General features: G+C 41.4%; 19 protein-coding genes. 2 read left to right on the top strand and 17 right to left on the bottom strand.

The features are described from left to right. Window positions 1-10 precede the first annotated feature (10 nt). The 7 genes from FS458_RS07700 to FS458_RS07670 all read right to left on the bottom strand — a co-directional run bounded on the left by FS458_RS07700 (window position 11) and on the right by FS458_RS07670 (window position 7,870). Window positions 11-670, bottom strand: coding sequence for a phosphatase PAP2 family protein (locus FS458_RS07700; protein WP_144699207.1), 660 nt, complete (start codon window positions 668-670; stop codon window positions 11-13). A gap of 17 nt (window positions 671-687) precedes the next feature. Beyond that, window positions 688-1,863, bottom strand: a complete 1,176-nt coding sequence (locus FS458_RS07695; protein ID WP_260858508.1) for a DNA polymerase IV — start codon at window positions 1,861-1,863, stop codon at window positions 688-690. Between the two features lie 101 nt (window positions 1,864-1,964). Next, window positions 1,965-2,462 carry a MarR family transcriptional regulator gene (locus FS458_RS07690; protein WP_186320483.1) on the bottom strand — a complete coding sequence of 166 codons (498 nt, stop codon included), beginning with the start codon at window positions 2,460-2,462 and terminating at the stop codon, window positions 1,965-1,967. Between the two features lie 195 nt (window positions 2,463-2,657). Beyond that, entirely contained in the window at window positions 2,658-3,788 is a 1,131-nt protein-coding gene (locus FS458_RS07685; RefSeq protein ID WP_144699203.1) for a M20/M25/M40 family metallo-hydrolase, read from the bottom strand. A gap of 19 nt (window positions 3,789-3,807) precedes the next feature. Then, window positions 3,808-5,355, bottom strand: a complete 1,548-nt coding sequence (locus FS458_RS07680) for an acyl-CoA carboxylase subunit beta (protein ID WP_144699201.1) — start codon at window positions 5,353-5,355, stop codon at window positions 3,808-3,810. Further along, entirely contained in the window at window positions 5,355-6,206 is an 852-nt protein-coding gene (mce, locus tag FS458_RS07675; protein ID WP_144699199.1) for a methylmalonyl-CoA epimerase, read from the bottom strand. Before mce ends, FS458_RS07680 begins: the two co-directional genes overlap by 1 nt. Before the next feature lie 23 nt (window positions 6,207-6,229). Continuing rightward, window positions 6,230-7,870 carry an acyl-CoA mutase large subunit family protein gene (locus FS458_RS07670; protein WP_144699197.1) on the bottom strand — a complete coding sequence of 547 codons (1,641 nt, stop codon included), beginning with the start codon at window positions 7,868-7,870 and terminating at the stop codon, window positions 6,230-6,232. 185 nt (window positions 7,871-8,055) lie between these two features. Between FS458_RS07670 and prli42 the strand changes: the two genes are divergently transcribed. Further along, entirely contained in the window at window positions 8,056-8,148 is a 93-nt protein-coding gene (gene prli42, locus FS458_RS20620; RefSeq protein WP_197130929.1) for a stressosome-associated protein Prli42, read from the top strand. A 41-nt stretch (window positions 8,149-8,189) separates the two neighbouring features. On the opposite strand, the gene FS458_RS07665 is transcribed toward prli42, so the two are convergent. The 5 genes from FS458_RS07665 to FS458_RS07645 all read right to left on the bottom strand — a co-directional run bounded on the left by FS458_RS07665 (window position 8,190) and on the right by FS458_RS07645 (window position 12,218). Beyond that, complete coding sequence (locus FS458_RS07665; RefSeq protein WP_144699195.1) at window positions 8,190-8,681, bottom strand: L,D-transpeptidase; 492 nt, start codon at window positions 8,679-8,681, stop codon at window positions 8,190-8,192. 308 nt (window positions 8,682-8,989) lie between these two features. Further along, a complete protein-coding gene (locus FS458_RS07660; protein ID WP_144703402.1) occupies window positions 8,990-9,937 on the bottom strand; it encodes an aromatic acid exporter family protein in 948 nt (315 codons plus the stop codon). 111 nt (window positions 9,938-10,048) lie between these two features. Beyond that, a complete protein-coding gene (locus FS458_RS07655; RefSeq protein ID WP_144699193.1) occupies window positions 10,049-10,762 on the bottom strand; it encodes an amino acid ABC transporter ATP-binding protein in 714 nt (237 codons plus the stop codon). After that, a complete protein-coding gene (locus FS458_RS07650; protein ID WP_066395966.1) occupies window positions 10,755-11,414 on the bottom strand; it encodes an amino acid ABC transporter permease in 660 nt (219 codons plus the stop codon). Before FS458_RS07650 ends, FS458_RS07655 begins: the two co-directional genes overlap by 8 nt. Before the next feature lie 18 nt (window positions 11,415-11,432). After that, on the bottom strand, window positions 11,433-12,218 hold the full coding sequence (locus tag FS458_RS07645) for a transporter substrate-binding domain-containing protein (RefSeq protein ID WP_144699191.1): 786 nt from the start codon (window positions 12,216-12,218) through the stop codon (window positions 11,433-11,435). A 129-nt stretch (window positions 12,219-12,347) separates the two neighbouring features. Here FS458_RS07645 and FS458_RS07640 point away from each other — a divergent pair, with 129 nt between their 5' ends. Further along, window positions 12,348-12,773 (top strand): NUDIX domain-containing protein, encoded by a 426-nt coding sequence (locus tag FS458_RS07640; protein ID WP_144699189.1) that lies wholly within the window; start codon window positions 12,348-12,350, stop codon window positions 12,771-12,773. 273 nt (window positions 12,774-13,046) lie between these two features. Here FS458_RS07640 and FS458_RS07635 read toward each other — a convergent pair whose 3' ends face one another. The 5 genes from FS458_RS07635 to lpdA form a co-directional block, all read right to left on the bottom strand. Further along, on the bottom strand, window positions 13,047-13,475 hold the full coding sequence (locus tag FS458_RS07635; RefSeq protein ID WP_144699187.1) for a BrxA/BrxB family bacilliredoxin: 429 nt from the start codon (window positions 13,473-13,475) through the stop codon (window positions 13,047-13,049). Between the two features lie 165 nt (window positions 13,476-13,640). Continuing rightward, entirely contained in the window at window positions 13,641-14,978 is a 1,338-nt protein-coding gene (locus tag FS458_RS07630; RefSeq protein WP_144699185.1) for a dihydrolipoamide acetyltransferase family protein, read from the bottom strand. An 18-nt stretch (window positions 14,979-14,996) separates the two neighbouring features. Further along, window positions 14,997-15,980, bottom strand: coding sequence for an alpha-ketoacid dehydrogenase subunit beta (locus FS458_RS07625; RefSeq protein WP_066395978.1), 984 nt, complete (start codon window positions 15,978-15,980; stop codon window positions 14,997-14,999). A gap of 14 nt (window positions 15,981-15,994) precedes the next feature. Next, on the bottom strand, window positions 15,995-16,987 hold the full coding sequence (locus FS458_RS07620; RefSeq protein ID WP_066395980.1) for a thiamine pyrophosphate-dependent dehydrogenase E1 component subunit alpha: 993 nt from the start codon (window positions 16,985-16,987) through the stop codon (window positions 15,995-15,997). A 13-nt stretch (window positions 16,988-17,000) separates the two neighbouring features. Then, a complete protein-coding gene (gene lpdA, locus FS458_RS07615) occupies window positions 17,001-18,422 on the bottom strand; it encodes a dihydrolipoyl dehydrogenase (RefSeq protein ID WP_144699183.1) in 1,422 nt (473 codons plus the stop codon). Between the last annotated feature and the right edge of the window lie 4 nt (window positions 18,423-18,426).

Genomic DNA, 18,426 nt, shown 5'->3' with positions numbered 1-18,426 from the left:
TCAGCTTTTCTTATTTATATGACACATTCCTCTTGAAAAAGTAGTTCAGCCCCTGATACAGTAAAACGCAGATTAAGAGCCAGGTTCCTCCAGCCGCGAAACCGCCTAGAACATCTGTAGGATAATGAACACCTAAATACACTCTGCTAAAGCCGACTGATCCAATAAAAAGAACCGTAACGCCATATATGAACTTACGATATCTGTACAAAAACGAATAGTTTTGTACAAGAAGATAAGAAAGCAGACCAAAAAAAGCGATGGAGATCATTGCATGCCCGCTAGGAAAGCTATAACCCGTGATCTCAATAACTCGATCGTACATTGGTCTGTCCCTCTCAAACCATTCTTTGAACCAATGATTCTCAAAGCGGATTCCGATGAGACAAACGCCTAACACGAACGGTTCTATCCACTTTCTTTCACCGATTAGCCAGATTACAGCAAAGAAGATAAAAATCGCATATTGATAGGGTCTAGAAGCGATGTTTGTCAGGAATGTAAAGCTTTCGTTTAAAGCAGGCTGATGGATAACAGACACATTTTTCATCGCCCACACATCAAGAACTTCTATTCTTGATTGTTCGTAGATAGAAGCAAACAGAATAAAAAGCCCAAGGCAAAGAGCAGTTAACACCACTGTTCTAATCACGCTGTTCTTAAAGATCATGGTACGATCAGCTCCTGTTACTTTTTTCCCTTTTTTATGATGCCTTCTCCATGCTTTCTCTCGATCGATGACAATACATCGTGAAGCAGAGCATCTTTTTCATTCTTTTCGACAGAGAATAGATCCAGCTGATAAGTCGCTTGTTCTTTCTCCACTACTTCTGTAGCAGTTATGCCCAATAAACGAACAGGTTCCTGATTCCAATGTCTGCGAAAGAGCTCGACCGCTGATTTTTGGATATCTATTGAATGCTGTGTTCCGTTCGCGAGCATCTTGCTTCTCGTAATTGTTTTCCGATCGCTGTAGCGAATGGTGATCGCAAGGGTTAGTGCTACATATCCTTTTGTTTTAAGCCGAGACGATACTTTTTCTGCGAGCTTTTTAAAAACAGCTTCTGATTCCATAACAGAGACAAGATCTTCACTTAATGTCGTAGAACTGCCGATCGACCGATATTCACTTGCCGCACTTGGATCGACTGGACGCGTATCGATGCCGTTTGCTCTTTCTTTCATCTTTATACCATTGATGCCAAAACGATGTTTTAATTCATAATCTACGCCATCTGCCAGATCCTTTATTGTCATGATGCCATACTTGTTTAACTTTTCTTCTGTTTTCTTACCGATTCCGTGCATCTCCCCAACTTTCAGCGGCCAAAGCTTTTCTCTGATATCTCTTTTTCTAAGAACTGTTATTCCGAGCGGTTTCTTCATATCAGAAGCTGTTTTAGCTAGAAATTTATTCGGACCAATTCCGATAGATGATGGCAAGTTCAGCTCATTCAACAATCTGGATTGAATTTCCTTTGCCAAATCGAGTGGTTCTTTACAGTCTGTCACATCCATGTAGCCTTCATCGATGGAAACAGGCTCTACCTTTTCTGTATATTCCTGCAGAAGCTGAAACATGCGTGATGAATACATTTTGTATGTTTCAAAGTCTGGAGGAACAACAACTAGATTCGGACAGAGTTTTCTAGCTTGCCAAAGCGGCATCGTTGTTCTTACGCCTTTTTCCCTCGCTTCATAACTGCACGTCACGATGATTCCTTTTCGCTCTTCTACATTTCCGGCTACCGCAACTGGCTTTCCTCGAAGATCAGGGTTTTCAGCCATCTCTACTGATGCATAGAAGCTGTTCATGTCCACATGAAATATGATTCTTCTTTTAGACCCAGGAGACTGATACACATGAACACTCCCTTTATCAAAACTTATCTATTAGTATATGTTAGAACAGCGTTTAAAAACAAAAGGAAAGACTGCCTCTGCAAAAGAAAAAGACAAGGTATCTACCTTGTCTTGTGAAGCCGCTTTCCAGTATCTTCTACCCATTCAACAAATTCTTCACCATGAAAATGCTTGTTTAAATCTTTATGTAATTGAACAAGATCTCGATAGAAGTCCTTTTTACTTTCATCTTCCATCCATTTTTGAAGAAAGCCATAGATTTGGCAATTGAAGCTCGTAGACTCCTTGTGTTTTACCAATCCTTCTTCTGTTAAATAAACATAAGAAATTCGGCGGTCATCGTTCTTTTTCTCTAATCTCACATAGCCTTTATCTTTTAGTCGTTTGATCACTTGCATAACTGTAGATACATCCCACAATCCGTAATAAGCGATCTTAGAGATCGTAATGTCTTCTTCTAGTGAAACGATCCATAGAATATGCTGCTCTGCCTGTGTTAACCCAATGGCTTTCGCAGCTTTCTGCCAATCTTCTTCTAAAACTTTATACACGCCACGCATATAATTTACCATCATATGCATGTCAGATAGTTGACTCATCCCATTTCCTCCCCCGAAATAAGATTCTTTTAAATTACCAATATTTTCATTTATATGATAAAAATATCTTACATAAATCATAAAGTGACTGTCAACTTTTTGCGACAATTTGTTTTATAGAGCAACAAAAACAGGCAACAAGGCCTATTAAACAATAAAAACTTGGCGGAAATCCGCCAAGTTTCGTCATTTTTCTTATTCGCCTGCTGTTATTCCGATGACCGCAAGTACCATTTCTGCAGTCTTCGTCAATTCCTCGATCGGCATTCTTTCATTCGTTGTGTGAATCTCTTCATAACCTACAGCTAGATTTACAGTTGGAATACCGTGACCTGCGATAATGTTCGCATCACTTCCACCACCACTATGAAGAAGTCTGTGAGGGCGTCCGATCTTCTCAGCTGCTTTTTTGGCAACTTCTACAACATGATCGCCTTCACCAAACTTGAATCCAGGGTACATCACTTCAATCTCAACTTCTGCACGCCCGCCTAATTCTGCAGCAGCTGATTCGTAAGCTTCTTTCATTTTCGCTGTTTGAACTTCCATTTTCTCGTTGATCAATGAACGTGCCTCAGCTAGAACAAAAACAGTGTCACAAACGATATTTGTTTGCTCTCCTGTACCTCCACCGTGGAAATGACCGATGTTAGCTGTAGTTTCTTCGTCAATTCTGCCAAGCGGCATGCGAGCAATCGCTTTAGCTGCGATCGTGATAGCTGAAACTCCTTTTTCTGGAGCGACACCGGCATGTGCAGATTTCCCATAGATTTTTGCTCGGACTTTCGCCTGGGTAGGAGCAGCAACGATAATATCCCCAACAGGGCCATCACTGTCTAAGGCAAAACCATATTTAGCTGTGATTTTTGACGCATCCATTGCCTTTGCGCCCACTAATCCAGATTCTTCTCCTACTGTAATGATAAATTGAATATCACCGTGAGAGATGTTTTTTTCTTTTAAGACTTTAATCGCTTCAAACATCGCAGCAAGACCTGCTTTATCATCCGCTCCAAGAATCGTAGTACCATCTGTTACTACATAGCCATCTTTTATAGAAGGTTTGATCCCGTTACCAGGAGTAACTGTATCCATATGAGAAGTGAAATAGATCGTGTCCACGCCTTCTTTATTTCCCTTTAAGGTACAGATTAAATTTCCTGCTGCGTGCTCTGTCGTGGATTCAGCATCATCCTCATAAACTTCAACACCAAGTTCTTCAAACTTCTTTTTAAGAACGATTGAGATCTCCTTCTCATGTCTAGTCTCAGAGTCAATTTGAACAAGCTCTAAAAATTCGTTTAACAAACGGTCTGCATTTACCATTTATGTATTCCCTCGCTTCTTATAGTGGTATGTTGCCATGCTTTTTGTAAGGTCTGTCTTCACTCTTGTTGCGCAGCATGTCAAGCGCCTGAATACACTTAATTCTTGTGTCTCTCGGATCGATCACATCATCTACCATCCCGTTTGCAGCAGCGATATACGGGTTAGCAAACTTGGTACGATACTCTTCAATCTTTGCGGCTCTCGTCGCTTCTGGATCTTCGCTTCGTTCGATCTCTTTGGCAAAGATGATGTTTGCAGCTCCCTGTGGTCCCATAACAGCGATCTCTGCATTCGGCCATGCGAATACTAGATCTGCTCCGATAGATTTACTATTTAAAGCTACGTATGCACCGCCATATGCTTTTCGCAGGATAATCGTTATCTTTGGAACCGTAGCTTCTGAGTATGCATAAAGAATCTTTGCTCCATGACGGATAATGCCACCATGTTCTTGTTTGACTCCTGGAAAGAATCCTGTTACATCTTCAAACGTGATGATCGGAATGTTGAAAGAGTCACATAAACGGATAAAACGCGATGCTTTATCTGAAGAATCAATGTCTAGTCCTCCAGCCATGACTTTTGGCTGATTACATACTAATCCTATCACTTCACCCTTTATCCTTGCAAAACCTACAACTATATTTCTTGCAAATTGAGCATGCACTTCCATGAATGAGTCCTTATCCACCACTTCTTGGATAACCGTTCTTACATCATAAGGCCTAGTTGAATCAAATGGAATGATCTCTGTCAGTTCAGGGCGATCATCTTCTTCATCTCCCCAAGGTAAGACAGGTGTTCTTTCTTTATTATTCTGCGGAAGGTAAGAGATTAAACGTCGAACATCTTCTAACACTTCTGATTCAGATGGTGCAGTAAAATGTGCGTTACCGCTCTTAGAGCCATGAACTTCAGCTCCGCCTAGATCTTCAGAAGAAATCTTTTCCCCTGTCACCGTTTCGATTACTTTTGGTCCTGTGATAAACATCTGACTTGTTTTTTCCACCATGAACACAAAATCTGTGATCGCAGGAGAATACACCGCTCCCCCTGCACAAGGTCCCATGATGACGGAGATCTGAGGAATCACACCAGAATAGATGCTGTTTCGATAAAAGATGTGCCCATAGCCATCAAGTGACATGACACCTTCTTGTATACGAGCCCCTCCTGAATCGTTCAACCCGATAAAAGGAGTTCCGTTCTTAGCCGCAAGATCCATAACAGCAGCGATTTTTTTTGCATGCATCTCTCCAAGAGCTCCGCCAAAAACCGTGAAATCTTGGGCGAACAAATAAATGGGACGACCATGGATCTTTCCATAACCAGTTACCACACCTTCTCCCGGCGCTTTCATTCCAGAAAGGCCAAAGTCATGTGAACGGTGCTCCATGAAAGGGTTTAGTTCAACAAACGTACCTTCATCAAGTAGAAGATCGATACGTTCTCGCGCCGTTAACTTTCCGCGTTCATGCTGCTTATCGATGCGGTCATCACCGCCGCCTAATTCAATTTCTGTTTTCTTTTCATAAAGTTCATTAATCTTGTCATAGATGTCCATTATTTTGCTTCCTCCTTACTTTTCGTCTTCTCACAAAGCTCAAACAATACCTTGTGTGTGGAAGAAGGGTGCATGAATGCAACGGATGCACCACCTGCGCCAGGTACAGCAGCATCATGAATCATCTTAATGCCGTTTGCTTTCATCTCATCTATGCGATCTTGAATGTTTGTAACACCAAGAGCAACGTGATGGACGCCTTGACCGCGCTTTTCAATAAACTGTGCGACAGGACTTTCTGAAGTTAGGGCTTCAAGCAGTTCTAGCCTCGTCTCACCGATTTTTATGAATGCCACTTTTACTTTTTGTGAAGGAACTTCCTCGATCGCTTCAAGTGTTAACCCCAGAACATTCACGTAGAACGGGAGCGCTTCATCTAAAGATTTTACAGCGATTCCAATATGATCGATCCGTTCTGGCGCCACTCCTGAAAACACTACTTCTGTAATCCCATCACGCTTATATACGGCTTGTTCGATAAATTTAGCTGTTTCAATCGTCGGGGTTCCTGGTGTGAATACTTTTTGTATCCCTTTGGACTCTAAGAAGGGAATGTCCTCCCATGGAATTACCCCACCACCGACAACGATAATATCGTCTGCTCCTTTTTCATGAAGAAGTCTCATCACTTCTGGAAAAAGTTCGTTGTGCGCGCCTGACAGACAAGATAAACCGATCGCATCCACGTCCTCTTGAACAGCAGCAGCTGCGATTTGTTCTGGTGTTTGTCTTAATCCTGTATAAATGACTTCCATTCCATAATCTCTTAACGCTTGAGAAACAACAAGAGCTCCTCGGTCATGACCGTCGAGTCCTGGTTTAGCAATTAAAACACGAATTGTTTTCTTCATCGTTTCTCCACTCCTCTCTATTTTTAGACCCCTGTATACTCTCCAAATTCTTCACGAAGTACACCGCATATTTCTCCGATCGTACAATATGATTTCACACATTCAACGATGATTGGCATTAAGTTATCATCACCTTTAGCAGCATTACGTAACGATTCCAACTGAGCGCTCACTCGGTTTTGATCTCTCTTTACTTTCAGTGCCTGCAGTTTTTCTTTCTGTTTTTCTCCTAAAGTTGGATCGACTCTTAATAATTCGGGCTGAGCTTCATTTTCAATACTAAATTTGTTCATCCCTACGATGATCTCTTGGCCACTCTCGATCTTTTTCTGTGTTTCATAGGACGTATGGTGAATCTCACGCTGCATGTATCCCTGTTCGACGGCCGCAACCGCTCCACCCATCTGCTTGATCTTCTCAATATATTCGTTTGCTCTTCGTTCTAGCTCATCTGTTAAATGTTCTACGTAATAAGAACCCGCAAGTGGATCAACAGTATCAGCTACACCTGTTTCATGAGCTAAGATCTGCTGAGTACGAAGAGCGATTCGAGCCGAATCTTCTGTAGGAAGAGCAAGTGCTTCATCTCTTGAGTTCGTATGAAGACTCTGCGTTCCACCTAGGACGGCTGACAGTGCTTGAGTTGTAACACGTACGATATTGTTATCTGGCTGCTGCGCAGTGAGGGTCGAGCCTCCTGTTTGCGTATGAAAACGAAGCTGCCACGACTTTGGATTCTTAGCTCCATAATGTTCTTTCATAAGTTTTGCCCACATTCTACGAGCCGCTCTGAACTTCGCAACTTCTTCAAAGAATTGATTATGAGCATTAAAGAAAAAGGCTAAACGTGGGGCAAAGTCATCGATATGTAATCCAGCTTCTATGGCAGCATCCACATAGGCAAGTCCATTTGCGATTGTAAAAGCAAGTTCTTGTGCAGCATTTGCCCCAGCTTCTCGGATGTGATAGCCAGAGATGCTGATGGTATTCCACTTTGGCACAAATTCCTGACAATAACCGAAGATATCTGTGATCAATCGCATAGAAGGCTTTGGCGGAAAAATATATGTACCCCGTGCGATGTATTCTTTTAAAATATCATTCTGTATCGTTCCTGAAAGTTTTTCAGGAGCCACTCCCTGCTTCTCAGCAACAGCGATATACATAGCGAGCAAAACAGAAGCAGGTGCGTTGATCGTCATAGAAGTACTTACCTTATCAAGCGGAATGTCTTTTAAAAGAGCTTCCATGTCTTCGATTGAATCAATCGCTACTCCTACTTTTCCTACTTCACCGCGTGACATCGAGTGATCTGAATCATACCCGATCTGTGTAGGAAGGTCGAATGCTACAGAAAGTCCGGTCTGCCCTTGATCAAGTAAATAGCGAAAACGTTTATTCGTTTCTTCAGCAGAACCAAATCCTGCGTATTGTCTCATCGTCCAGAATCTTGCACGATACATCGTAGATTGAGATCCACGTGTGTATGGATACTCTCCTGGAAGCCCGAGGGATTCCATCGGATAATGCTCATCTTCCGTACCATACAGCCTATCTATCTCTATATCTGATGAAGTATGAAACCTCTCTTTTCGTTCTGGAAATCTATTCATTGATCGTGCGGTCTTTTCTTGCCATTCTTTTATACGCTGTTGTTTATCCATTAGAAGCCTCCTGTTTAACAAAGAAAATAGTCTCAACATAACATCTTTCGTTTTGTAAGCGCTTTTTCCTGCTTGAAAGCGCAAATTTTCGACTAAATTTGCAATTTGGTCTTTTAGGATTTCTTGTTTCTGCTTTCCAAACACGGTACAATTAAGTTGGAAATGTTTATAGGAGGGTTATGGCTTTGAATCAAAAACTAATAAAAACGATTGTGTACGTTATGATTATCTGTCTTGTTCTAAGCAGTCTTTTAACAGGAGTCGCTTTTTTCTTATAAAATAGTTAACCCCCAGTCCTCGAAGGACTGGGGGTTTTACGTTACTGTTTTATGATGTCATCAAAGCTTTTTTGGGAGTGGACAACTTTTATCTTAGTACCTATCTTTAGTTTGCTGTAAAGCTTCTGAACATCTTTTTCATACATCCGGATGCAGCCAGCTGTGACATATCTTCCGATGGCTGATGGATTATTATTTCCATGTATTCCGAAAGTGCGACCGTCTGTACCGTTTGCGTCAAAACCGATCCAGCGTGTGCCGAGAGGGTTCGTTTTATCTCCACCTGGTATATCCTTTTTTCGATAATAAGGATCTACAGCTTTTACCGTTATGGTAAATTCGCCTTCTGGTGTTAGTTCTTTCGACTTTCCTGTTGCTACTTTGTAGATTTCTTTAATGGTCCCATCTTCAACGTATGCAAGTCTGTTGGATGTTTTGTTAATGATTAGATAAGGGTCTCCTAAGGCATGTGCGTCTCCGATCGGCCATATTGGTGAAAATAACAAGATAAAAGCTAACTTGAGTTTTACCATTTTCATCACCCTGTCATTTTTTACTTAGTATTTGTAAATGCAGGGGAAGTCATGAGTTGCTTTTTTAGTTTTTCTTAGAGCCAGATGAGGGTAGCCGATCTCCGTTTCAGGTGCTCGCTTTCCGGGGGGCGTGCGGTGAGCCACCTCGGCGCTATGCGCCCTTAGGTGTCTCACCTGTCCCGCTGATCCCCCAGGAGTCTCGCGCCTTACACTTCGAACGACTTTTCAATGAAGAGAAGTAAAAAAAGATGACAATGTCTATGTTGAAAGTGAAACAGGAATGAAAAATACAATCAAAAACTTTTCGTTTACTTCTTAAATTTACTTTTGATGATTAAGTAATCCTCGATGTCTTGGAGTAATTGGTAAAGCTTTGAGCGTGTTTCGAATTCGTCTCTGTCTTTTGGCAGATGCATCTCTCGAAATTCTTGTCTCATGTTTTCCAGATCATCTAAGAACAAAACGGCTGTATTTCCTGGGTGAACTGCAGCGCTTAGGCGTTCAAAGAAACTGCCTAGTTTTTCACACTGTACATATGTCTTATCGATGGAAGAAATGATAGGAAGCATTCGTTGAATGATCTCAAACTGTTTTTCCCTCATTTTAAAATAGTGATAATACTGGTTTTCGTATCGAAGAAAATGATTTTCTATGTCTCGAAAGGCAATGCTTTTTGCGTTTGAGATAAGATCTGCGCATTCTGTAATCTCTTTTCCGTCCCATTCGTGTTTATCATGAGCTAAATACAGATGAAATTCATGAAAGATCACTTTGTATCTTTTTTCGAGTTCCCTTTGCATGTTTAACAGTATTTTTTCAACCGAAGGCATGTAGAGATTCATGATTAATCCCATCCCTATACCGATTACGATAATGCTAAATTCATTAAGCACGATTTCCCATGTAACCTTCTGAAGGGTATATAGATGAAGGATAATGACTGACGATGTGATGATCCCTTCCTTCAGGTTTAGGGATACGAGCGTTGGGATGAACAGAATCAAAAGTATGGTTAGCGCATAAGGATGATAGCCGACCAGCGAGAAGATCGCACTCGCAAATCCTATTCCAAGAATACAAGCTCCAAATCTTTCCCATGAAGAGATGATCGACTTCTTTTTCGTTATCTTTATACAGAGAATAGTTAGTATTCCAGCTGACGTATAAAAATCTAACCCTAGCCACTCTGCTAAAGCGATAGCAAGGCCTGCTCCGATTGCAGTCTTTAATGTTCGATAGCCAATTGTAAATTTCATCAAATGCATGCCTTCTTTCCGATCTCGTTCTGCACCTTGTACCATTATTCCATAATTCAAGGATAATTAGAAACGAAAAAGGACTTCAGCTAAGAAGTCCTTTTTTAAGCATTATAGCACTTTTTCTAAGAAAGCTTTAGCTCGATCTGTTTTCGGGTTTTCAAAGAAAATAGCAGGTTCTTGATCTTCGACTAATTTTCCATCATCCATAAAAAGAACACGATCAGCAACTTCTTTTGCAAAGCCCATCTCATGTGTCACGATAATCATCGTCATTCCAAGCTTGACGAGGTTCTTCATCACTTGCAGCACCTCTTTCACCATCTCAGGATCTAGAGCAGAAGTTGGTTCATCAAAAAGCATAACTTCAGGTTTCATTGCAAGTGCTCTCGCTATAGCCACACGCTGCTTCTGACCACCTGAAAGGTTAGAAGGATAGCTGTTCGCTTTATCACTCAACCCAACGGTTTTTAGGAGATCTAAAGCTTCCTTCTCAGCTTCACTTTTCGAGATCTTTAATACTTGCTGCGGCGCGAATGTAACATTCTCTAAAACAGTAAGATGAGGAAATAGGTTGAAATGCTGAAACACCATTCCTATCTTTTTACGAAGATGAAGTTCCATCTCGTTAATGTCTTTGCCTTCTAGGAGAATAGATCCTTCATCGTGTGTTTCTAAAAGGTTCAAACAGCGGAGAAACGTAGACTTACCTGATCCTGAAGGTCCGATCACAGCGATAACTTCACCTTTTTTGATAGAAGTTGATATCCCTTTTAACACTTGATTACTTCCAAAACTTTTTTTCAAACTTTGAACATCAATCACTCTTAGCCAGCCTCCTCTCCATAACTCGACCAGCCAACGTTAACATCATAACTAATAGATAATAAACAAGCCCCGCTAATAATAACGGTTCAAAAAAGCGATAGTTGCTTGCGCCAACGATTTGAGCTCGTCTCATAATATCAAGGGCTCCGATAACTGAGACGATTGCTGATTCTTTTGTTAGTGTAATAAATTCGTTCATCAATGCCGGTAAAATGTTCTTAAAGGCTTGAGGCAGAATGATCTTCAACATCATCGTTCGGTATGGAACACCTAAAGCCATGGCAGCTTCTTTCTGCCCTTTGTCGACTGCATTAATACCCGCACGAATGATTTCAGATATATACGCTGCCGAGTTTAGAGCAAACGTCAAAACCCCTGCTGAAAATGCGCCGATATCTATCCCTGTCAACTGAGGTACAGCATAATAGATCAATAACATCTGAAGAATTAAAGGTGTTCCTCTGAAGACCGAAGTATATGCATCTGCAAACCATCTTAAGACCGTAATCTTACCTATTTTAAATAGGGAAAGTACCGTTCCCCATAAGAATCCTAGTACTAACGATACCGCCACGAACTGCAACGTAACCCATATTCCGTATAAGATATACGGAATAGAAGGCACGAGCTGGGCAAAATCCAAGTTCATGCCTACCACTCTCTTTCTCTATTTTTTAACACCGAACCACTTTTCAACAAGCTCGTCCAATGTACCGTCTTCTTTCATCTTCTTAAGTTCAGCGTTAAACGCTTTTGTTAGCTCGCTATCCTTAGGAAAAGCGATAGCCGACCCTGCAGCGTCTGTGTTTGGCAAGGCAAACGAGGAAAGGTCTTTATTTTTCTTTAAAAATTCGTAAGCGACAGCATCTTCAATAATTGCCGCATCTACGCGGTTCGATTTCATCTCTTGAACCAATTCAGTTACTTTGTTACGCTGTACAACTTCAAATTTGTGGTCCTTTAATAATTTATCTGCTTCTTTCTCTTGAATGGAAGCCAACTGAACTCCAATTGTTTTCCCTTCAAGATCATCCACACTTTTAATCGCTTTATCCTTTGTAACGATTAATTGTTGAGCAGCATAATATTCATCTGAAAAATCTACTGTCTTTTTCCGTTCTTCATTCGGTGTCATACCAGCGATTACAAAGTCAGCTTTGCCGCTGTCTAATGCAGGAATCAATCCGTTAAAGTCCATGTCCTTTATTTCAACCTTGTATCCTAGTTTTTTAGCGATATGATTTGCTACATCAATGTCAAAGCCTACGATTTCTCCGCCTTTTGCTGTTTCCACGTATTCGTATGGAGGATAATCAGCTGAAGTTGCCATCACTATCGTCTTCTCGGATGAATTACTCCCAGTATTTGTAGAACTTTTTTCTTCTACCGCTCCGCATCCCGCCAACAGCGCGAGTACTATGATAAAATAAATGCTAAAAAGATTTCGTTTCATTGTTGTTCCCCCTGTAAAAAAATCTTATATTTATTCGTTAAAATGAATATTAACACATAAATATGCAAAATTAAGTATTTTAATAATTCTGAATGTATTTATATGCATTTTATTAAGGTGGTTGATTAAATGCAATTTGGTGAAGTGATGGAAGATGTTATCTATCTGAAACGAGAAGCAGTGTATGCCATAGTCTTGGATGAAAATAAAAATATAGCCGTCATGGTTCAGAACGGCAAAGGATTCTTACCGGGTGGCGGTATAGAAACTGGAGAGGATCATGAAGTCTGTTTGAAAAGAGAATGTATCGAGGAAACAGGCTTTACTTTCAAGATGGCGCATTTTGTGGGACATGCTAAGCAATATTTTCAAACGAGACAAGGCGAGTATTTAATAAATGATGGGTATTTTTATACAGGTTCATTTGGGGAGTATGCAAATGAGCCGTTAGATCAGGATCATGAGTTAGTATGGATGAAAGTTGATCAAGCTGAGAAGCTACTATTTCATTCGTCTCATATTTGGGCTGTGAAAAAGGAGCTGGGGTTGGATTAAGAGAGTTCTTGTGGGTCTGAGAACAATAGTTCAGTGATCAATCCTAAATTCTTGGAATCGATTATAAATCTCTGGAATCGCTCACAAATCCCTAGAATCGCTCACAAATCCCTAGAATCGCTCACAAATCCCTAGAATCGCTCATAAATCCCTAGAATCGCTCATAAATCCCTAGAATCGCTCATAAATTCATGTTCACTTTCATTTAATGAACAATAAAAAAAGCTGGCTCAATTTCGAGCCAGCTTCTCTCATTCATACACACTTAAATCCTTACTTACAATACGTTTCAAATGCACTTCTTAACTTGTTCACAACTTCCATCGGTTCGTGGCCTTCGATCTCATGACGTTCGACCATCATTTGAATCTCTCCATCTTTTAATAGAGCAAATGATGGGGATGACGGTGGATAGCCTGTAAAATAAGAACGTGCTGTTTCTGTTGCTTCTTTATCTTGTCCGGCAAATACCGTAACAAGATGGTCCGGGCGAACGTCTTGTTTTACCGAATATGAAGCCGAAGGGCGTGCGATTCCTCCTGCACAGCCACAAACGGAATTAATCATAACAAGTGTTGTACCTTCTTTTTTGAAAGCTTCTTCAACATCTTCTGGTTTGAATAGCTGCGTATAGCCAGCCTCTACCATTTCTTTACGAGCCGTTTCTACTACATCATTAAAAAGATTAAATTGAAAGTTCATTCGTATTCAGCTCCTTTCTTTCTTATTGTACTCAATTATCGCGATATAAAAAAGAAAAATGCCGTAACATATACGGCATTTTTCTTAGGGGGTTATGGGGTTTGGAGGTGTTGATAGTTATCTCTACCCGCAATAAAAACCTCATAAACCTGAAAAACACATTTTTTAATAAATTGATGTATTTTCTTTTGTCATGCTCTCTAAACGTGCTTTTACAGAAGCTAAGAAGCGTCCGCATACAAGGCCATCAAGAACACGATGATCTAGAGAAAGACAAAGGTTAACCATATCTCGAACAGCGATCATACCATTGTTCATGACAACCGGACGCTTAACGATCGATTCTACAGAAAGGATAGCCGCTTGCGGATAGTTGATGATCGGCGTAGACATCACAGATCCGAAAGAACCAGTATTATTTACAGTAAATGTACCGCCTTTCATGTCATCACCAGCTAATTTATTTGTTCTTACTTTATCTGCTAGTTCCTTCACATCGCGTGCGATTCCTTTGATTGACTTTTCGTCCGCGTGTTTAATGACTGGAACATACAGTGCATCATCTGTTGCAACAGCGATCGAAATGTTGATGTCCTTTTTCTGAATGATCTTATCTCCTGCCCACATGGAGTTGATCTGCGGGAATTCTTTTAGTGATTCTACAACAGCCTTGATAAAGAAAGGCAAGAACGTAAGGTTGTATCCTTCTTTTGTTTTAAAATCACCTTTTACAGAATTACGATATTCTACTAAGTTCGTTACATCCACTTCTACCATTGTCCACGCATGAGGCGCTTCGTGCTTTGAGCGTACCATGTTTTGAGCGATCGCCTTACGAATACCCGATACCGGAATTTCAATATCCCCAGGCATAGTGTCAATCGCAACCGGCTTTAATGCTGGTGCTGATTGTTGTGGTTGAGCCGTTTCTTGAGAACTAGAAGAAACAGGTGCTGCAGAAGAAACCTCTTCTGTCGCTGGCTTGTTACCTTTTGTAGGAATTTGGCCAGAGTCAATGATCTTTTGAAGGTCTTTACGAGTGATTCTTCCGCTTTGTCCTGATCCCTCTACTTGGTCTAGATCAATACCATGCTCAGATGCCATTCTCACTACTGCAGGTGAAAAACGCCCTCTCGCCGCTCGATCAACGTTTGCAGCAGGCTTAGCTGCAGTTTCCCTCGTAGATTCGGTAGGTGTTGAAACTGTCTCAGCTGGCTTTTCTGTTGAAGATGAGGATGCAGGTATACTTCCCCCACCTTCTCCTTCTGTTTCGATGTAGCAGATCAGTTCGCCTACAGAAAGAGTATCTCCTTCACCTGCAACGAGTTCTTTTATCGTTCCAGAAAAAGATGATGGAACTTCTGCGTTTACTTTATCTGTCATCACTTCAGCCAATGGATCATATTTTTTTACCGTATCCCCTGGCTGAACGAGCCATTTACTGATCGTTCCTTCTGTTACACTTTCCCCTAATTGGGGCATTGTAATTTTCTCTGTAGCCATTAAAGTCCCCTCCTATTGTTAAAATGCCGCAAGATCTCTCATGGCTTTTTCTACTTTGTCAGGATTCACCATAAAGTGCTTTTCCATCGTTGGTGCATAAGGCATTGCAGGCACATCTGGACCAGCTAGACGTTGGACAGGTGCATCAAGTTCGAACAAACAATTTTCAGCAATGATCGCAGAAACTTCGCTCATGATGCTTCCTTCTTTGTTGTCTTCTGTTACAAGAAGTACTTTACCTGTTTTTGAAGCCGCTTCGATGATCGCTTCCTTATCCAGCGGATACACGGTACGAAGATCAAGAATATGAGCTGAAATTCCGTCTTTTTCAAGCTTTTCAGCAGCTTGAAGAGCAAAGTGTACACAAAGTCCGTATGTAATAACGGTAATATCTTCACCTTCACGCTTCACGTCCGCTTTTCCGATCGGCAATGTATATTCTTCGCTCGGTACTTCACCTTTAATCAGTCGGTAAGCACGTTTATGTTCAAAGAAAAGAACAGGATCTTCGTCACGGATAGCAGATTTCAAAAGACCTTTTACATCATAAGGTGTAGAAGGCATTACAATCTTTAAGCCTGGTACGTTAGCGAATAGCGCCTCAACAGATTGAGAGTGATAAAGCGCACCATGGACACCGCCACCATAAGGAGCACGGATCGTAATCGGGCAAGTCCAATCATTGTTCGAACGATAGCGGATCTTAGCCGCTTCAGAAACGATCTGGTTAACGGCAGGCATGATAAAGTCAGCGAACTGCATCTCTGCGATCGGGCGCATTCCATACATCGCCGCACCGATACCTACACCTGCAATAGCAGATTCCGCGAGGGGTGCATCGATCACTCTCTCTTCACCAAACTCTTCAATTAACCCAGTCGTTGCACGGAAAACTCCTCCGCGTACACCTACATCTTCACCTACTACAAATACTCGCTTATCGCGTTGCATCTCTTCGCGAATCGCTTGTGTTACAGCATCAATATATGAAATTACCGGCATCTCGTTTTCCCCCTTTACTCTGCGTAAACATGAAGAAGTGCGCTTTCAGGATCAGCATATTTTGCGTTCTCTGCATATTCTGTAGCTTCATCCACTTCTTTTTGAATTTCGTCTGTGATCTGTTTTTCTAATTCTTCTGTTAAGATATTATTTTCTTTTAAGTAAGCAGCAAACGTATGAATCGGATCTTTTGCTTTTGCTTCTTCAACCTCTTCACGAGTTCGGTACGCACGATCATCATCATCGGATGAGTGAGGCGTTAAACGATAAGCAACTGTTTCAACTAAAGTTGGACCTTCACCGCGTCTACCGCGATCAGCAGCTTCTTTTACAGCTTCATAAACAGCTAGTGGGTCATTTCCATCCACCGTTACTCCTGGCATACCATAACCGATCGCACGGTCAGAAACGTTCACACAAGCTAGCTGTTTTGAGATTGGAACCGAGATTGCGTATTTATTGTTCTCACACATAAAGATAACAGGAAGTTTATGAACAGAAGCAAAGTTTGCTCCCTCATGGAAATCTCCTTGGTTTGATGATCCTTCACCAAATGTCGTGAACGTTACAAGGTCTTTTCCTTCCATTCTCCCGCCAAGCGCTATTCCTACAGCATGAGGAACTTGTGTTGTAACCGGTGAAGAACCTGTTACGATGCGAAGCTTTTTAGAACCAAAATGTCCTGGCATCTGGCGGCCGCCGCTGTTAGGGTCTTCTGCTTTTGCAAAGCCAGAAAGCATCAGGTCTTTCGCTGTCATACCAAACTGCAAAACAACACCCATGTCGCGGTAGTACGGCAACACAAAATCTTTCTCGTTATCTAGCGCCATCGCTGCACCAACTTGGGCTGCTTCTTGACCTTGACAAGAAATAACGAAAGGAATCTTACCAGCGCGGTTCAACAGCCACATACGCTCGTCAATTTTTCTTGCTAATAACATCGTTCTATACATATGGATGACATCTTCATTCGTTAAACCTAATTGTTCATGACGTAATTCTGCCATTTGTTTTACCTCCTTAGAAATGGATCGCTTTTCCTTCAACAGCTAATGCTGCTTCACCAAATACTTCTGATAGAGATGGATGTGGATGGATGGTATGTGCCATCTCCCACGGTGTTGCGTCTAAAACTTTCGCTAAACCAGCTTCAGAGATCATATCCGTTACGTGAGGTCCGATCATATGAACACCTAAAAGATCATCAGTGTCTTTATTTGCAACGATCTTTACAAACCCGTCACTTTCACCATAAACAAGAGCTTTTCCAATCGCTTTAAAAGGAAACTTGCCAACTTTAACGTTAAAACCTTGGTCTTTAGCTTGTTTCTCGGTAAGACCTACACTTGCCATCTCTGGACTTGAATAGATACATTTCGAGATATTATCGTAGTTGATCGGTTCAGGTTTCAGGTTAGAAAGGTGTTCTACTGCTGTGATTCCCTCATGAGATGCTACATGCGCCAGCTGAAGTCCTCCGATTACATCTCCGATCGCATAGATGTGGCTTTCTGCGGTTTGGAAGTATTCATTCGTCTGAATGTATCCGTTTTCAACTTTTATGATGGTGTTCTCTAAACCGATTCCTTCTGTGTTCGCCATACGTCCAACAGAAACGAGCATCTTCTCGGCACTAAATTGTTTTGTCTCGCCTTTATGTTCAGCCGAAATCATTACCCCTTCGCCTTTTTCTAACGTATCTGGAAGGACTTTCGCACTCGTTACGAGTTTGATCCCTTTTTTCTTAAGAACACGCGCCGCTTCTTTCGAAATCTCTTCGTCTTCTGTTGGTACAATTCTGTCAGCATATTCAAGTACGGTTACTTCCACACCGAGATCATTGAGCATAGACGCCCATTCAATCCCGATTACCCCACCACCGACGATGATGATTGATGCTGGTAAAGACTCCATCTCTAACGCTTCATCACTAGACATTACGAGGTTTCCGTCGATCTCTAACCCTGGTAACGAACGTGGTCTAGATCCTGTTGCAATAATTACGTTTTGCGGGATTAAAATCTCATTTTCTGTGCCATCATTAAACTCAACTGAAATCGTGCCAGGCATAGGTGAAAAGATGGATGGTCCAAGGATACGTCCGATTCCTTCATAGACTTCAATCTTTCCTTTTTTCATCAAACTTTGTACACCCATATGCAGTTGATTTACAATGGATTGCTTTCGTTCTTGCATCTTGGAAAAGTTTAAGCGAAGCCCTTCGATCTCAACACCAAAGTCTGCAGCTTTTTTAGCTGTTTTATATACTTCAGCACTTCTTAATAACGCTTTACTCGGGATACACCCTCTATGTAAGCAAGTACCTCCAAGCTTTCCTTTTTCAACTACTGCAACGGTTTTTCCTAATTGAGCAGCTCGGATGGCAGCTACATAGCCGCCAGTCCCTCCGCCCAATATGACCAAATCAAAGTCTTTTGACATAAGC

Source organism: Fictibacillus phosphorivorans (genome assembly GCF_007673525.1).
GTDB classification, from domain to species: domain Bacteria; phylum Bacillota; class Bacilli; order Bacillales; family Fictibacillaceae; genus Fictibacillus; species Fictibacillus phosphorivorans_C.
The sequence above is the reverse complement of the archived record's forward strand: the minus strand, read 5'-3'. Positions and strand labels throughout refer to the sequence as shown.

Bases quoted from the DNA above. Each gene is read 5' to 3' on its own strand.
- FS458_RS07690 (WP_186320483.1), bottom strand. From the start codon at position 2,462: ATGAGTCAACTATCTGACATGCATATGATGGTAAATTATATGCGTGGC.
- FS458_RS07650 (WP_066395966.1), bottom strand. From the start codon at position 11,414: ATGAACTTGGATTTTGCCCAGCTCGTGCCTTCTATTCCGTATATCTTA.
- FS458_RS07625 (WP_066395978.1), bottom strand. From the start codon at position 15,980: ATGCCGGTAATTTCATATATTGATGCTGTAACACAAGCGATTCGCGAA.
- FS458_RS07665 (WP_144699195.1), bottom strand. From the start codon at position 8,681: ATGGTAAAACTCAAGTTAGCTTTTATCTTGTTATTTTCACCAATATGG.
- FS458_RS07700 (WP_144699207.1), bottom strand. From the start codon at position 670: ATGATCTTTAAGAACAGCGTGATTAGAACAGTGGTGTTAACTGCTCTT.
- FS458_RS07620 (WP_066395980.1), bottom strand. From the start codon at position 16,987: ATGGCAGAATTACGTCATGAACAATTAGGTTTAACGAATGAAGATGTC.
- FS458_RS07640 (WP_144699189.1), top strand. From the start codon at position 12,348: ATGCAATTTGGTGAAGTGATGGAAGATGTTATCTATCTGAAACGAGAA.
- mce (WP_144699199.1), bottom strand. From the start codon at position 6,206: ATGAAGAAAACAATTCGTGTTTTAATTGCTAAACCAGGACTCGACGGT.
- FS458_RS07635 (WP_144699187.1), bottom strand. From the start codon at position 13,475: ATGAACTTTCAATTTAATCTTTTTAATGATGTAGTAGAAACGGCTCGT.
- FS458_RS07670 (WP_144699197.1), bottom strand. From the start codon at position 7,870: ATGGATAAACAACAGCGTATAAAAGAATGGCAAGAAAAGACCGCACGA.
- FS458_RS07680 (WP_144699201.1), bottom strand. From the start codon at position 5,355: ATGGACATCTATGACAAGATTAATGAACTTTATGAAAAGAAAACAGAA.
- lpdA (WP_144699183.1), bottom strand. From the start codon at position 18,422: ATGTCAAAAGACTTTGATTTGGTCATATTGGGCGGAGGGACTGGCGGC.
- FS458_RS07685 (WP_144699203.1), bottom strand. From the start codon at position 3,788: ATGGTAAATGCAGACCGTTTGTTAAACGAATTTTTAGAGCTTGTTCAA.
- FS458_RS07660 (WP_144703402.1), bottom strand. From the start codon at position 9,937: ATGAAATTTACAATTGGCTATCGAACATTAAAGACTGCAATCGGAGCA.
- FS458_RS07645 (WP_144699191.1), bottom strand. From the start codon at position 12,218: ATGAAACGAAATCTTTTTAGCATTTATTTTATCATAGTACTCGCGCTG.
- FS458_RS07630 (WP_144699185.1), bottom strand. From the start codon at position 14,978: ATGGCTACAGAGAAAATTACAATGCCCCAATTAGGGGAAAGTGTAACA.